We start from the raw sequence: 14,447 nt of genomic DNA, 5'->3' as shown, positions 1-14,447 counted from the left end.
CTCAGCAGGCTGCCAAGGCTATAAAGGTGGAGCGGTATTCCGCGGCCCCCATCATCTGTTATCCATCTTCGCTGCGAACCAGGCTTATTATTGAAGCGGGCTCGCCAGCAGGCTGAGCTCAGGATTGAGTTCAAGCGCTTCTTTGCAATAATCGCATGTAATCCGAACGGTAATATCCCCACCGGAATTATACGCTATTATATCCCTCCGCTCGTCGGGGGTCAAGAAATGAAAGCCCAACTGTTCTTCTGATATTCGGGCAGAATCGATTCTTCCAATAAAGGTACGGCAGTGCCTGCACACATAATTCACTGACATATTTATGCCTCCTGAACATGGTTTATACGTCCAGTATGCCCATTATGACTGAATTGAACCCGGATTTGATCATTTTTCCCAGCATGTCTTCCAACAAGTATTACCCGTTAAACTTAGCCATTGTCTGCTCAAATGTATGATTGAGGCTATGCTCCAAAGCATCACAAGTTTGCTCAATGGTATGTTCGAGCGCTTCCTTCTCTTTCTTCATAAATGTAGACAGTACATAATCAACAATGGCGTGTCCAGGTTCCGGGCGGGAAATGCCCATCCGTACACGGTTGAATTGCTGTGTGCCCGTATGCTGAATAATGGACTTGATGCCATTATGGCCGCCAGCACTACCTTGATAACGCAGTCTGACTTTGCCAATCTCCGTATCCATATCATCATAAACGACAATCAGATCTTCCAGACTGACTTTGTAAAAGTCCATATATGCCCGTACCGATTCACCGGACAGATTCATGAATGTCATGGGTTTGATTAACACGGTTTTTACACCGCCAATATTTCCTTCTCCAATTAACGCTTTGCATTTGCTCTGAGTGATGGAGATCCCATGACGACTGGCCAGTTGGTCCAGTGCCATAAAACCAATATTATGTCGTGTTTTGGCATAGTTTGAGCCCGGGTTACCCAGGCCTACAATCCACTTCATCTTATTCCCTCCTTCGAATCACATGAGGTGAGGCATAGACTTCGAATGTTATATTTCATATAATATCAAGAAAGTGAACTTCCTATTTACTGTAATTTTCACGATTATTATCTTATCTTATTAACCCAGGAAGGTGAGCGGGTTTTGCGCGAAGATAACGGACAGCTGACTCAACATAGTGATTTTATCTATCATCTCGAATACCATGTACCCGTACAGGTATATGATCGCGACACCCATATTGAGATCGGATTGATTACACGTTTCGATAATCAATTTGTCGAAATTGCCGACACTCTTTTTCATCGGCGGCGTTTTCGCTTCATTTCACGGCCAGGATATTAATATCCGGCCTCTCCATGCATCATTATAATGGCACGCCGACAGGGGTTACATTTTCCGTTCGACCGGAAAACGTAACCCCTCTACTACTTTGTGCAGACATCCTTATTCAATTTCAAACAGCTTGCTGATTGACAATTCCTCATGAACCCGGATAATGGCTTCCCCGAGCAAAGGTGCTACAGACAACACTTTAAGTTTGCTTGTCGGATTGGCATGCGTGATTGGAATCGTATCCGTTACGATAACCTCTTTCAGTGGTGCATTCTCCAAACGCTCCATCGCTGGTCCGGACAATACCGGGTGAGTACAGCATGCGTATACTTCCTTCACGCCGCCTTCCATCAGTGCGTTTGCACCCAGCACAATGGTTCCTGCCGTATCGATGATATCATCGATCAGGATCGCTGTTTTACCTTCAATGTTACCGATAATGTTCATAACTTCACTTACATTCGGCTCCGGACGGCGTTTATCAATGATGGCCAGAGGTGCATTCAGGAAATCAGCCAATTTCCGTGCACGTACTACACCACCGTGGTCAGGAGATACAACGACCGGATTTTCGATCTGTTTGGAGCGGAAATATTGAGCCAGAATCGGCACACCAAGCAGATGATCCACTGGAATATCAAAAAAGCCCTGGATTTGCATCGCATGCAAGTCCATCGCAATCACGCGGGTAGCTCCTGCTTTTTCAATCAGATTGGCTACCAGTTTCGCTGTAATTGGGTCACGTGAACGTGCCTTACGATCCTGCCGTGCATAACCGTAATACGGAATTACAACGTTAATTGTCTTGGCTGATGCCCGTTTCAGTGCATCAATCATGACGAGCATCTCCATCAGGTTGTCATTAACCGGCAAGCAAGTGGACTGCACAATGTATACGTGACAGCCCCGAACGCTCTCGGAGAGCTTCACTTGAATCTCACCATCGCTGAAGCTGGTTGTGTGAGATTCACCCATAGGAATTCCGATATAATCAGCAATTTGATGGGCAAGCTTGGGGTTAGAATTGCAAGTAAATATTTTTAATTTCGAATCAAAATAAGTCATAAAATAAAAACCCTCCGTGCTGGTTCATTGGAATCTATAAGCGTCTGCGACATGTCGGCACCTCCCGAAGATCGGGAGGCAATCAGAATATCAATACCCCTTATTCGGGTTTGGCATTTTGTTTCTTGGCTTTGGCACGTCCGCGAATTTTCTCCGCGTAACCAGGTTTGTTCTCCTGGCGAGGACGAGCAATAGCCAGATCGTTCTCCGGAACGGAATGTGTAACGGTTGAGCCAGCAACCACATAAGCGCCTTTTCCTACCGTGATCGGTGCAATCAGATTGACATTGCTGCCTACGAACGCATCATCTTCGATTGTCGTTACAGCTTTATTATATCCATCATAATTAACCGTTATTGCCCCGCATCCAACATTTACGTTCTTTCCTACTTTAGCATCCCCAATATAACTGAGATGTGATACTTTGGATCCTTCATCAATTGTAGCATTTTTCACCTCGACAAAGTCACCAATTTTTACTTTCCGGCCCAGCTTGGTGCCAGGACGCAGGTAAGCAAATGGTCCTACCGTTGTCTCTTCGCCTACTTCGGCCTGTGCCAACACGGAATGTTTAATCGTTACACCGTTCTGAATAACACTGTCTTCAATATCGGCTTGAGGACCAATATGGCAAGCTTCACCAATGGAAGTTGTCCCTTTCAGAATGGTTCCCGGGTACAATACCGTGTCTGATCCAATCGTAACATCCGCTCCGATATATGTCGATGACGGATCAATGATCGTAACACCGTTCAACATATGTTTTACAGCCAAACGTTCACGCATATATGCTTCTGCTTGGGACAGAGCAAGTCGATCGTTAACTCCGATGGATTCTGCGATATCATCTGACATATAAGCTTCAACCACTTCTCCATCGTTACGGAAAATCCCAACAACATCTGTCAGGTAGTACTCTCCTTGGGCGTTCTGGTTGGTTACTTTCTCCAGTGCAGCAAACAATTTCGCATTATCGAAACAGTAAGTACCTGTGTTAATTTCTTTCACAGCATCTTCCTGCTCGTTGCAGTCCTTCTGTTCCACAATGCGTTGTACAGAACCGTCTTCTCCGCGAATGACGCGGCCGTAGCCTTTTGGATTGTCCAATTGAGCCGTTAGCACAGTTGCCGCAGCTCCGCGACTCTCATGAAGCTTCATCAGACCTTCCAGCGTTTCACTGGTTACCAGTGGCGTATCTCCACAGACGACTATAGTAGAGCCTTGCTCACTTCCAAGCAAAGACTTCACTTGCTTCACCGCGTGACCCGTTCCCAATTGTTCAGCCTGAAGTGCGTACTCTGCTTTGGAACCCAAAAATGACTGCACCGCTTCGGCACCATGACCGACCACCACTACACTGCGCTCAACACCTGCGCGTAGAGCTGCATCCAGCACATGAGCCACCATAGGTTTTCCGCATACGGGATGCAGTACTTTGTACAATTTAGATTTCATTCGTTTGCCTTGCCCTGCAGCAAGTACAATTGCCATTCGTTTCAAATTTCACGACCTCCTGTTCTGAAAACCCCATCCGGAAGACCCACCTTGATGGATCACCCCTGATAAGTATCGTTCAGCCGGCCTGAAGCCGGTCTTGTTCATCGCCTGCTGTCTCTGTTATCACACGTAACAACGCGGACACGAGCAAATCGTGACCTATATGTATACGCCGTGTACCTGCGAGCCTTAACCGAATCCCAATGACTCTTAAGATGCCGCCCTGTCACCAAGCGCACGCTGCGCTAATGTTTCCTTCAACATTTTCCAGCAATAATGCTGCTAAATGTTCCTGTTTGAATAAACTCAATACTGAATATATCTTATTCCGGTCAAAAAGAAAAGAGAGCCATAAGACATGGCTCTCTTTTCCTTCGAACCCCAATAATGTTCTCAGGCACCTTCTTCAATGACTTCTTCCTCAGTTGCAGCGCGGTCATACTCAGTCAAAACAGCAGCCTGAATCTTCTCACGAGTACCGGAAGAGATCGGGTGGGCGATATCACGGAATTCTCCGTCAGGAGTCCGCTTGCTCGGCATAGCAACAAACATTCCGTTGTTCCCATCAATGACGCGAATGTCATGAACGACGAATTCGTTATCGATGGTAATGGATGCGATAGCCTTCATTCTCCCTTCCGAGTTAACACGGCGGAGTCTAACATCCGTAATTTGCATGTGTGTGTTCACCACCTTTTTCCATCAGAACTTGGTGTATAATTCCACACAGCCTATACGAACTCCTTCTTTTTATACCCACAAAAATGTCCTAATTTCAGGAATTTTTTTATTTAATACACAATTCGACAACGTTAGTGCCAGGTCGATGGAATAGAACCTTTACCGACATGTCATTCGTCATCTTTCTACAGGTCAAAATAGTTACCAGGCTTCACCGAAATGTGTCTGCTTTTTGCATCCACGGCTGTCAGCTGCGCAAGAGATACGTAATCGGTCAGCAAACGCTCTTCCGAATCAACTGAACCAGATTCTACCAGCACCCCTACACCTGCTACCGTTGCATTAAACTCGGCGAGCAAATCAATCATGCCCTGTACCGTTCCACCGGCTTTCATGAAATCATCCACAATTAGAACCCTCGAATGCTCACGCATCGCCCTGCGGGATAGGGACATGGTATGGAGACTTTTATGGGACCCCGATACATAATTGATACTTACGGCCGATCCTTCCGTAGCCTGATGGTCCCTGCGCACGAGCACTACAGGCAGGTTAAGCTGGGCTCCAGTCGCATACGCCAGAGGAATGCCCTTCGTTTCTACCGTCATGACTACATCGATATCCATATTGCCAAAAGCAGTCGCAAATATTTTACCTGCTTCATTCATCAATGCAGGCTGTCCAAGCAGGTCAGACATATAGAGGTAACCGCCAGGCAAGATACGGTCAGGCTGCTCCAACTGATTGCTTAGTCGTTCGGCAAAAGCCAGAGCATGTTCTCTGGACACCTTCGGAATCCATTTCACTCCCCCGGCAGCCCCTGCCAGTGTTTGCAGTTCTCCCGACCCACCTTCTTCGAACACTTCCTTGATAATCGCCAAATCCTCACTGATTGACGACTTTGCGGCACCATAACGTTCGGCAAAAGTGGTTAACGGAATAACCGTATGCGGTCTTGACAATAAATACTGCGTCATTTCAACCAGCCTAGCGCTTCGTTTTAATTTCTTCACAGAGATCCATCCTCACGATCACGGAAAACATCCAAATCCGAATAATTATTTAAAAATATACCACCTTTATACGTGTTTGTACATTATAAAAGCGAATTCTAAGTCAACATGCGTACTGCATACACTTCCTTGCAGAAGCCGCGCAGCCCATTATAGATCCGTGCAACCTTTGCTTCCTTGGAGACCAACCCGAATACGGTTGGGCCACTACCCGACATGAGCACCCCATCCGCACCCAGCTTCATCATGGCATCCTTCAGATGCTGAACTTCCGGATACAGCTTAAGCGTAACATCCTCAAGCACATTACCCATCTGTCCGCACACCTCTGCAAAGGAATGATTACGAATGGCCTGCTCCATTTTGGCCGCACTTGGATGCCGAACAATCTTGTCGCTGCGGAATCTTCCGTACACATCCGCTGTCGACACATTGATTGGAGGCTTCGCCAAGATGACCCAGCATTGCGGTGGGTTAGGCATGGGTTTCAATTTCTCTCCACGGCCTGTAGCGAGCGCTGTCCCCCCTGTAATACAAAAAGGTACATCCGAACCAAGCTCTGCCCCAAGCTCCTGGAGCTCATGATCCGGGATATTCAGACGCCAGAGGCGGTTCAAGCCACGCAGCGTAGCTGCAGCGTCACTGCTGCCACCTGCCAGACCGGCAGCCACCGGTATCTTTTTGTCCAGATGAATGTGCACTCCAGTACGCACGTCGTAGCGCTCTTTGATTAATCTGGCCGCCTGGAATGCCAGATTCTTCTCATCAAGCGGAATATACCCGGCCTGACTGGAGATAAATATCGTATCGCGAGGCAGTTCTGACATTTCCAGCCGGTCTGCCAAATCGACCATGGTCATAATCATCTCGACTTCGTGGAAGCCGTCGCTTCGTTTATGTAAAACGTCCAGCATCAAATTAATTTTAGCAGGCGCTTTTTCGTAAATTTTCAAGGCGTTCACCCGTCCTCACCTTTTCCCTAAGACAACTTAACATATTATATCAAAATGGGGCTGTCAAGTCATTTTTATTCCGAATTCATGGGGAAAAAGCGAGGTCAACCTCGTGGAAGGCCCCGCTCTCCAAACCGTCTAGATCGAATTACGATTTGCGTGCTGCCTCTTCAGCAAGCTGAATGGCACGCTTCACCATATTGCCTGCATCCTTGGCTTTGATACCACCCCAACCTTCCTGCTGTACGGTATCATAAAATCCCAGGTCTTTTGCCAGCTCATACTTGAGCTCATCTGACATCACACTTCTTCTTCTGCGGCTCATGAAACCATCCTCCTTGAAGTAGCAGTTCTGATTAGTCCATTTACACCAGGATTCTTCCTGACAGCTTCAGAGCCACCATTTTCGATGAACTGTTCAGCATATCAGTATGGGCCTGTTCAAGTAGTATGCCGTTTCTGGTTAAACCTCATTCCTGCAGATGCCTCCCTGGACGGTATTTCTATACAAATAAAAAAGCAGTTCGCCCCAAGGGGCAAACTGCCTGTAAAACGATGCTTACGTCTCCATGTAGGAGTTAGGCGTCTGGTCGCCTGGGTTAAATACCATGACTTCCACCGACTCCGTAAGTATATCTGCATAACTGTAAGAGACTCGCTTGAATGTTTCTTGCTCCTCATCAAGCTTGACGATAAAAACAGAAGGGTACGTTTCTTCCAATACACCCGTACGCTCGATAGTCTTACGGCGGCCACCATTAGCCCGCAACATAATTTTTTGACCTATATGAGCGTCGAGATTGCGTTTGATATCCAACAGCGTATTTTTAGCCATTGTCGACGACCACCTCTTTTCTTGTCCATTATACCTGAATTTACAGTCAATGTCAAATCAAAACTAAATATTATATCAGCATGGAAAAGTTGCTGTCAATGAATTTTTTTGCAAATGAAAAAAGCCCCAAATTGGGACTTTAATTGACCTGTATCAGACGACTGATGGGTTAACTTTAAGTGTAGATAAATCGTTCAAACCAGGGAGGCCAACGCGGTAACTGCCGCGTGTTTCGACACCACCTACACCCTGGCTGCCACTAATTGTGTTATGCAGAATATCATTCATATTCACCGTTTCTCTAACGGATGTAAAGGCCGCCTTGGCTGCCACATATACCGGGTCAAGGGCATGAATCAGAATTCGGCCTGGTGAGCTGGCAAAGTTCGCACCTGCCCGCAGAAGTGCCTCAAAATGGGACTGACATGCTCCTGCAACGATCGTGAGTGCATCCAGATGACGCTCATATTGTCTTGCAACCTGGATCGCTGCAACAAAATTTTGCGAATTCTTGTAACTTCCAAGACTGTATAAGTCGTAAGGCTGACGGGTCTTCAGCACCCCGTCATGGCCCGTAATAACCACAATGTCAGGCTGGACTTTGGGAAGAAGACGATACAGGGCATCAGCCATGGCTGACTCATGGACATATTGACCCTCTGCCGGGACACGAAGCTGCTCATAGAGAGCCATACTTTTCTTCAGGTAATTTGGATCCCCATCCAAGTGAAGCACCTTGCCTGGCATTTCAAAATAAGCAGGCTCGCGCTGTGCAGCCCAGTCCTGCGTCAAGCCTTCACGGTTGCGTTCCGCCTGTTCAATCCGGTTCTGCTGCAGCCTGGAGAGTGTCTGATGCGCTTTTACATGTGCCTGTCTGGTCTTGGCACTCTGCGGTTCATAAGGAACCTGTATCAAATCGTCCACCGGGGAATCGGCAAGCAGCCGGAATTCGGTCCCTTTAATGACCGCGCTATCCAACTGGAGGCCTTCCACCCGAAAAGTCACATCTCCACCGTATGACTTACGAACGACCAAGTCTCCGATATTCATCAACATAATCACCTCTACCCCATCGTATGGGCAAAGACCCGGTTTGGTTCATCCGAATTTATTTACAGGCCGGCACGAACTCCTGCATCCCACATTACTGTGCTTAGCGTCGCATATTCCTGCAGACTAAGTGTCTCACCCCGCCTGGACGGCTGAATGCCAGCCTGCTCCAGTAACTGATCCGCCTGCTCCCGATTCTCCTTGGTGAAGAAGCGAGCCTTGAGATTGTTCGAGATAGTTTTTCTGCGCTGGGCAAATGAGGCTTGTACCACTTCGAAAAAGTGTGCTTCACTCGGCACTTCGACAGGAGGCTGCTCACGAACCTTGAGCTTGATGACAGCTGATTCCACGTTGGGCTGCGGAATAAATACAGTTGGCGGCACAATGCAAACCAATTCAGGCACACTGTAGTATTGGACCGCAATGCTCAGACTTCCGTAGTCCTTCGAGCCGGGTGCAGCTGCCATACGTTCTGCTACTTCCTTCTGAATCATAACGACAATGCTGTCTACCGGCAGTTTCTCTTCCAGCAGTTTCATCATAATAGGAGTCGTCACATAATACGGCAGATTGGCTACAACACTCACCTTGCTCACACTAGCAAAGTCTGTGCGAAAAAGCTCTGCCAAGTCCAGCTTCAGCACATCGCCGTGCTGTATCCGAACGTTGGGATAAGGCTCCATTACCTCTCCAAGGATCGGTAACAAACGCTGATCGATTTCTACAGCTGTTACAGGGCCGGCTGCTCGGGCCAGCCTCTCCGTAAGTGCCCCAATCCCCGGGCCGATTTCGAGTGCGCCCTTGGACTCGTCCAAATCCGCTGCATTTACAATTTTGTTCAATATATTCTGATCAATCAGAAAGTTCTGACCTAGACTTTTTTTAAAGGAGAAACCGTGTCTCTGAATTATCTCTTTCGTTCGCTTGGGTGTTGCAATTTCCAAAGTCTCATCCATGCCATTCATACGCTCACAATCCTTCACGTTCAATTTGCGATAATGCTGCAGAAAACTCTTCCCGGCTAATTTGGAATACACCCAGCCGCTTGTGGAACTGCTTTCCGTTGCAGTAACCTATGCCGAGCAGATTCCCCATCTCCATACGCCTTGCGGCTGCCTGCGGGTGCACAATCAGCCCTGCTGCAATCAAGTCCTCCCAATCGATCAGGCTCGGTACACCCTCATATGAGGTATGCACACGCTCCAGTGCATGGCGGATTGCCTCAGGTGAGGCATTCTCGACCCCGATATCCCCTTTGCGGGTTGCATCCGCTTCCGGAATAAAAGCATGCTTGCAGCCCGGGACCTTATTTGCAATGATTTTGCGAATGCGCTCACCAGCATGATCCGGGTCCGTAAGAACAATTACACCGCGTCTCTCCTGTGCCAGTGCAATTCGCTTCAAGATTCGCTGGTTGATGGCTGATCCGCCGGTCTCTATGGTGTCTGCCTCAACAGCCCGCCGGATGGCGACGGTATCGTCGCGTCCTTCTACCACAATGACTTCTTTTATCATGTTCCATTTCTTCCTTTCTAACGCAAAAAGAAGAGGAATATCCTCTTCTCTGCCAAACGGCGGCGAGCCTGTTCAGACTCCACCGCCGCATATTCCGCATGATTCATTCATGCAACTATTTTATAGCATTCCCATTTCAAAGTAAAACGATTTTAGTTCGCTTCCGGCTTAACTGGACCGATCACATATACCGTCTTGCCTTTCTTACGTCCGAAATTCAGGGCATGCTTTACACTGTCATAATATACATCGATTTTGTTGCCTTTAATGGCACCGCCGGTATCTTCCGCACGACGGAAGCCGAGTCCCTCAATGTACACCCACCAGCCGATCGGAATCACTTTTGGATCGACCGCAATGGTCCGTCCTTCGGTTACCCGGGTACCGGAAGCTGTTTTTGTACCAATGCCAGGCTCTTCAGAAGAGTACGCAGTCATCGATACATTTTTAAGTACTTTGGAATATTTAAAAGAAGTGCCTGAGACGGTAATCACTTTGCTGCCTGATGCAGCGGTTTTCTTCGAGTTCGTTGTCGTTTCTTTCTTTGCTGTGGAGGTTTGGGCCGATACCGTCTGAATCTCCGGCTGCTTCACAACAGGTTTTGCTTTGGTTCCGACAGCAATAACTTTATCGACACGGTTGGTCGATACCGATTTGCCCACCATCTTTTTGGAGACTAATTCTCCATCCTGAAACACCTTTTCGATATGCTGTACAAGTGTACCTTCTTTGCCGTTTACGATGACGCGATTGTCACCTTTGTACAAGCTAGGGTCAGCCGTTTTGATTACTTTGTACGCAATCGGCTGTTCCACTTCCACTGTACGCTTTGTTACACGCACTACGCGAATTTTCATATCTGCCTTGATTGGTGTTGCGAGCGCAGGATAAACCTTATCCTCACTGGCAACTTCAATTCCAGATTTCTGAATTGCATCTTCTACCGATGAATCGGTTGTATACAGAGTCTTGGTGTCTCCGTCTGCCGTAATGTTGACTGGAACGGCCCGCTCAATAACAATGCGGTCTCCATCTGCGATTGCCCCGTTCAAAGGCATGGATACCTCATCATGGGGGCTGACTGTGATTGATTGCTCCTCCAGCATTTCTTGAAGCATTCCTGTACGAGTCTCTACCGCTTGAGCTTTGCCATCAATAACCAGCGAAATTTGTTTCCCGGCTTGACCGTAAACGACTAACAAGATCATGATTGTAAGCGCGATTGAGAAAATAGCGATCAGTGCCATTTGACGCATGTTCTCATGCTTCCACCGCAACGCGTAAGACTTACTGGATGATCGTGACTCATGGGTCTCTTCTGGTTGGAATGTGCCCACTTCTCCGTCCTCCTTCATAGCCTCGCCGTCTAAAGTTAATGCATGATGTCTTTGACGCGACTATACCAAATTTTCTACAGAACTGACCGTTATCTCAATGACCGGTTCTGCACCATGAACCACTCTTCGCAACATGATGTCACCACCTGAATTCTTACCGTATGATGACCTTATTTCTTTTATTCAAAAACAAAAAAGCCAAAGAAAGAGTGTCAGAGGAACTCTTTCGTGGCTTCCGAATGATTTTGAATATCGGAAATTCATGCACGAGGTTGCCTCTCTTTTTCCGCTTGCGAGGTTAGCTGTCGGGTTCGGGCGAAAGAGAGCCGCCCTATCTCCGGTCACCCGCTCATGGCGGATGCCCTTGAATTCACCCCGAGACCCAAAGAAGAAATCAAATAGCGCTTCGCAAATGCATCCGCTGCTTTTGGGTCAGCGAACGATGCGCATCAGCTGCTTACACTGATGTTTAAGCCCTATTGGTTCCCCCGCTCTCCGTTAACGGAGACTCAGCGAGATCGGTTCATGAAAAGTATTGTTGTGTCATCGGAAAGTGTCCCTTTGTTCATCCCCCGAACATCTGTCCAATTTTCCGCACAACAATTCACTGAAAAGATGATATCCTGTTTCGATGCATGTTGTAAAGCGTTGTTCAAGTACGTTTTTCTAAATATTTGGTTAAAATATTGTAATATTCTTCATTTATTTGGATCAAAAAGCAAATTCGCTCCGTCTACCTCTCTTTTTCACCGCATTTGCTTCGTTTTTTAACGAATACCAAATCGTTCCATGGCATTTTTGGTTGTTATTGCAGCAATTTCCTCTACCGAAATGCCTTTAATTTCCGCAGCTGCTTCTGCAACCAGACGTACATGCGCTGTTTCATTTCGTTTTCCACGATAAGGATGTGGTGTAAGATATGGGGAGTCGGTTTCGATGAAAAATCGGTCCATTGGCACCTTCGCCAGTACCTCTTTCGGCTGCTTGGCGTTTTTGAACGTAATTGGTCCACCGAAGGATAGATGGAACCCTAGATCCAGACAGAGTTTTGCCGTTTCCCAGCTTCCTGAGAAAGAGTGCATCACACCCCCGACTTCGCCAGCTTTCTCTTCACGCAAAATTTTGACAATATCCTCATGAGCATCGCGATTATGAATGACAATAGGCATGTTAAGTTCACGAGCCAGTCCGATCTGTTGTCTTAATACACGATGCTGCACATCCTTGGGTGAAGTGTCCCAATAATAATCCAGGCCAATCTCGCCTATGGCAACGACTTTTTCATGTTTGCACAGAGATGCAATCCACTCGAGATCGCCCTCCTGCATCGTAATGGCATCCTGAGGATGCCAGCCTACAGCAGCATATATAAAATCATACGTTTCGGCAAGCTTCATCGTGGATGGAATGGTCTCCCGGTTGAAACCGACATTGATCATACGGCCAACCCCGGCGTCTACAGCACGTTGAATCATCTCCTCGCGGTCCTCGTCGAATTGCGGTGCGTCCAGGTGTGTATGTGTGTCGAATAACATCATTTGTATTTCTCCCTTCCTGTCGAATAACTGTTTTCTATCCCAATCAAAATCCTATAAAATGCACCCATTTTATCATCATCATTGATTTTTCAGAGTACAACATGTGGAATTACCAAATTCAATTTCTACTATATATAGGAGCCCTTATGATCTCAATTTGTTCAAAAAAAGTGTACATTACAAAATTATGTCGATCTACATATACTCTCCATTAAAGCAGATTACTGTATCATGATAATATCTCGAAGTAGAAACTCTTTCTGTCATAGCTAATTTGTAAATATTTTACTCCCCACGGCTCAATTCATGATCATGAGAAGTATGGGCGAATATGAGAGGGCAGCTCGTGAATGATGGCGTCCACCTTGTCTTGCGGATAGTACAGATTGTGCTTACCACGATGTATTCCGCTGATTGAACGGACGATGTCCGAAACCTCGGACAATTCATGCAACTTGTCCTGTCTATCCAGCAGCAGAATCTGTTTGTCTGTCGATTCATCCGGACGAAAAACATCATACGGAAGATCCGTCGGAAAATCAATTTCCAGATCATATTCGGGATGAAGACCTGCATTGGCAAAGGCAACCTGAATTTCTTCAATCGTTTCCACATCGATCTGTTCAACCTCTACATACTTATACAACCTGCGATCCATAAAACGTTCGCATAACTCGCTCAGAACAGAATCGTTCTCTTTACGCCACTGCATGAATGTGGTCTGTATCAAAGCCTCATCCAATTGCAGATATTCCTCAACAGAGAGCACTCCTGCAAACAGCTGCGGCAATGGCTCCAGCATGAAACGAAATTGGAACCCCTGCTTTACCAGCTCTTTTGCACGCTTAAATATTTGTCTCAGGATAATTTCGGAGCTTCGGGTAACCGGATGAAAGTAAATTTGCCAGTACATCTGGTAACGTGACATCAAATAGTCTTCCACGGCATGCATACCGGATTCCTTGACTACAATTCTCCCGTGATAAGGACGAAGCATTCGCAGGATGCGATCAAGGTCGATAGTTCCGTAGTTTACACCTGTAAAGTATGCATCCCGAAGTAAATAGTCCATCCGGTCTGCATCAAGCGGGCTAGTGACCAAATTCACGACGATTGGCTTTTCATATGTTTTCTGAATAACAGATGCCACCTTCTCCGGGAAATCGGGAGCATACCGTCTCAGGATCGCCCCCACTTCGGTATCCCCAAGGATAATTTGGCACGTCCAGTCCTCATGGTTCATGTCGAAGGCTTCTTCAATGGAATGGGAGAATGGCCCGTGTCCCAAGTCATGCAATAATGCAGCGCAGAGAGCAACGGATTTTTCTTCCTTAGGCCAATCGGAGTAGTGACTTCTTTCAAATTGAGAGATAATCTTCCGTGTAATTTCGTAAACGCCCAATGAGTGTGAAAACCGGCTGTGTTCAGCACCATGAAAAGTCAGATAGGATGTTCCCAACTGACGGATCCGTCGTAAGCGCTGAAACTCTGGGGTATTGATCAACTGCCATATTATCGGATCTTGCACATGAATATAATTATGTACCGGATCTTTAAACACTTTCTCTTCGGTTAAACGCTGTTCCATGTCGCTTCGCTCCCTTGTTTTTGAGTTGTGTTTGTCGCTTTCAGTCTTACCCAACCCGT

General features: G+C 46.9%; 16 protein-coding genes and 1 riboswitch. All 16 genes read right to left on the bottom strand.

Going from position 1 to position 14,447, the window contains the following annotated elements:
• Nucleotides 1-87 precede the first annotated feature (87 nt).
• The 16 genes from fin to CHI14_RS28295 all read right to left on the bottom strand — a co-directional run bounded on the left by fin (nucleotide 88) and on the right by CHI14_RS28295 (nucleotide 14,388).
• On the bottom strand, nucleotides 88-318 hold the full coding sequence (fin, locus tag CHI14_RS28370; RefSeq protein ID WP_095293355.1) for an anti-sigma-F factor Fin: 231 nt from the start codon (nucleotides 316-318) through the stop codon (nucleotides 88-90).
• A 100-nt stretch (nucleotides 319-418) separates the two neighbouring features.
• Nucleotides 419-979, bottom strand: a complete 561-nt coding sequence (gene pth, locus CHI14_RS28365) for an aminoacyl-tRNA hydrolase (RefSeq protein ID WP_095293354.1) — start codon at nucleotides 977-979, stop codon at nucleotides 419-421.
• A gap of 120 nt (nucleotides 980-1,099) precedes the next feature.
• On the bottom strand, nucleotides 1,100-1,285 hold the full coding sequence (locus CHI14_RS30255; protein ID WP_170948306.1) for a hypothetical protein: 186 nt from the start codon (nucleotides 1,283-1,285) through the stop codon (nucleotides 1,100-1,102).
• Between the two features lie 141 nt (nucleotides 1,286-1,426).
• Entirely contained in the window at nucleotides 1,427-2,380 is a 954-nt protein-coding gene (locus CHI14_RS28355) for a ribose-phosphate diphosphokinase (RefSeq protein WP_017691370.1), read from the bottom strand.
• A 100-nt stretch (nucleotides 2,381-2,480) separates the two neighbouring features.
• Nucleotides 2,481-3,872, bottom strand: a complete 1,392-nt coding sequence (glmU, locus tag CHI14_RS28350; protein WP_170948309.1) for a bifunctional UDP-N-acetylglucosamine diphosphorylase/glucosamine-1-phosphate N-acetyltransferase GlmU — start codon at nucleotides 3,870-3,872, stop codon at nucleotides 2,481-2,483.
• A 399-nt stretch (nucleotides 3,873-4,271) separates the two neighbouring features.
• Nucleotides 4,272-4,556, bottom strand: coding sequence for a septation regulator SpoVG (gene spoVG, locus CHI14_RS28345; protein WP_017691372.1), 285 nt, complete (start codon nucleotides 4,554-4,556; stop codon nucleotides 4,272-4,274).
• A gap of 188 nt (nucleotides 4,557-4,744) precedes the next feature.
• The gene (gene purR, locus CHI14_RS28340; protein ID WP_095293352.1) at nucleotides 4,745-5,572 is read right to left on the bottom strand and encodes a pur operon repressor; all 828 of its coding nucleotides are present in this window, start codon (nucleotides 5,570-5,572) and stop codon (nucleotides 4,745-4,747) included.
• 98 nt (nucleotides 5,573-5,670) lie between these two features.
• Nucleotides 5,671-6,525, bottom strand: a complete 855-nt coding sequence (ispE, locus tag CHI14_RS28335; protein ID WP_095293393.1) for a 4-(cytidine 5'-diphospho)-2-C-methyl-D-erythritol kinase — start codon at nucleotides 6,523-6,525, stop codon at nucleotides 5,671-5,673.
• 148 nt (nucleotides 6,526-6,673) lie between these two features.
• Nucleotides 6,674-6,850: a small, acid-soluble spore protein, alpha/beta type gene (locus CHI14_RS28330; protein ID WP_095293351.1), complete on the bottom strand. Its 177-nt coding sequence runs from the start codon at nucleotides 6,848-6,850 to the stop codon at nucleotides 6,674-6,676.
• 234 nt (nucleotides 6,851-7,084) lie between these two features.
• Nucleotides 7,085-7,360 carry a biofilm formation stimulator Veg gene (gene veg, locus CHI14_RS28325; protein WP_095293350.1) on the bottom strand — a complete coding sequence of 92 codons (276 nt, stop codon included), beginning with the start codon at nucleotides 7,358-7,360 and terminating at the stop codon, nucleotides 7,085-7,087.
• A 153-nt stretch (nucleotides 7,361-7,513) separates the two neighbouring features.
• Nucleotides 7,514-8,410, bottom strand: a complete 897-nt coding sequence (gene yabG / locus CHI14_RS28320; RefSeq protein ID WP_095293349.1) for a sporulation peptidase YabG — start codon at nucleotides 8,408-8,410, stop codon at nucleotides 7,514-7,516.
• Nucleotides 8,411-8,472: 62 nt separating this feature from the next.
• Entirely contained in the window at nucleotides 8,473-9,375 is a 903-nt protein-coding gene (gene rsmA / locus CHI14_RS28315) for a 16S rRNA (adenine(1518)-N(6)/adenine(1519)-N(6))-dimethyltransferase RsmA (protein WP_170948308.1), read from the bottom strand.
• A 4-nt stretch (nucleotides 9,376-9,379) separates the two neighbouring features.
• Nucleotides 9,380-9,925, bottom strand: a complete 546-nt coding sequence (gene rnmV / locus CHI14_RS28310) for a ribonuclease M5 (protein WP_095293348.1) — start codon at nucleotides 9,923-9,925, stop codon at nucleotides 9,380-9,382.
• Nucleotides 9,926-10,077: 152 nt separating this feature from the next.
• Complete coding sequence (locus CHI14_RS28305) at nucleotides 10,078-11,262, bottom strand: 3D domain-containing protein (RefSeq protein ID WP_095293347.1); 1,185 nt, start codon at nucleotides 11,260-11,262, stop codon at nucleotides 10,078-10,080.
• 271 nt (nucleotides 11,263-11,533) lie between these two features.
• A riboswitch (cyclic di-AMP (ydaO/yuaA leader) is annotated at nucleotides 11,534-11,787 on the bottom strand.
• 242 nt (nucleotides 11,788-12,029) lie between these two features.
• Nucleotides 12,030-12,800 carry a TatD family hydrolase gene (locus CHI14_RS28300; protein ID WP_170948305.1) on the bottom strand — a complete coding sequence of 257 codons (771 nt, stop codon included), beginning with the start codon at nucleotides 12,798-12,800 and terminating at the stop codon, nucleotides 12,030-12,032.
• A gap of 310 nt (nucleotides 12,801-13,110) precedes the next feature.
• Nucleotides 13,111-14,388, bottom strand: a complete 1,278-nt coding sequence (locus CHI14_RS28295) for an HD domain-containing protein (RefSeq protein WP_095293346.1) — start codon at nucleotides 14,386-14,388, stop codon at nucleotides 13,111-13,113.
• Nucleotides 14,389-14,447 lie beyond the last annotated feature (59 nt).

This window comes from Paenibacillus sp. 7516 (assembly GCF_002272715.1).
Classification (GTDB): Bacteria; Bacillota; Bacilli; order Paenibacillales; family Paenibacillaceae; genus Paenibacillus; species Paenibacillus illinoisensis_A.
This window is presented reverse-complemented; position numbering and strand designations above follow the sequence as displayed.

Coding starts and splice junctions, on each gene's coding strand:
- fin (WP_095293355.1), bottom strand. CDS start 318: ATGTCAGTGAATTATGTGTGCAGGCACTGCCGTACCTTTATTGGAAGA.
- pth (WP_095293354.1), bottom strand. CDS start 979: ATGAAGTGGATTGTAGGCCTGGGTAACCCGGGCTCAAACTATGCCAAA.
- CHI14_RS30255 (WP_170948306.1), bottom strand. CDS start 1,285: ATGAAAAAGAGTGTCGGCAATTTCGACAAATTGATTATCGAAACGTGT.
- CHI14_RS28355 (WP_017691370.1), bottom strand. CDS start 2,380: ATGACTTATTTTGATTCGAAATTAAAAATATTTACTTGCAATTCTAAC.
- glmU (WP_170948309.1), bottom strand. CDS start 3,872: ATGGCAATTGTACTTGCTGCAGGGCAAGGCAAACGAATGAAATCTAAA.
- spoVG (WP_017691372.1), bottom strand. CDS start 4,556: ATGCAAATTACGGATGTTAGACTCCGCCGTGTTAACTCGGAAGGGAGA.
- CHI14_RS28330 (WP_095293351.1), bottom strand. CDS start 6,850: ATGAGCCGCAGAAGAAGAAGTGTGATGTCAGATGAGCTCAAGTATGAG.
- veg (WP_095293350.1), bottom strand. CDS start 7,360: ATGGCTAAAAATACGCTGTTGGATATCAAACGCAATCTCGACGCTCAT.
- yabG (WP_095293349.1), bottom strand. CDS start 8,410: ATGAATATCGGAGACTTGGTCGTTCGTAAGTCATACGGTGGAGATGTG.
- rsmA (WP_170948308.1), bottom strand. CDS start 9,375: ATGAATGGCATGGATGAGACTTTGGAAATTGCAACACCCAAGCGAACG.
- rnmV (WP_095293348.1), bottom strand. CDS start 9,925: ATGATAAAAGAAGTCATTGTGGTAGAAGGACGCGACGATACCGTCGCC.
- CHI14_RS28300 (WP_170948305.1), bottom strand. CDS start 12,800: ATGATGTTATTCGACACACATACACACCTGGACGCACCGCAATTCGAC.
- CHI14_RS28295 (WP_095293346.1), bottom strand. CDS start 14,388: ATGGAACAGCGTTTAACCGAAGAGAAAGTGTTTAAAGATCCGGTACAT.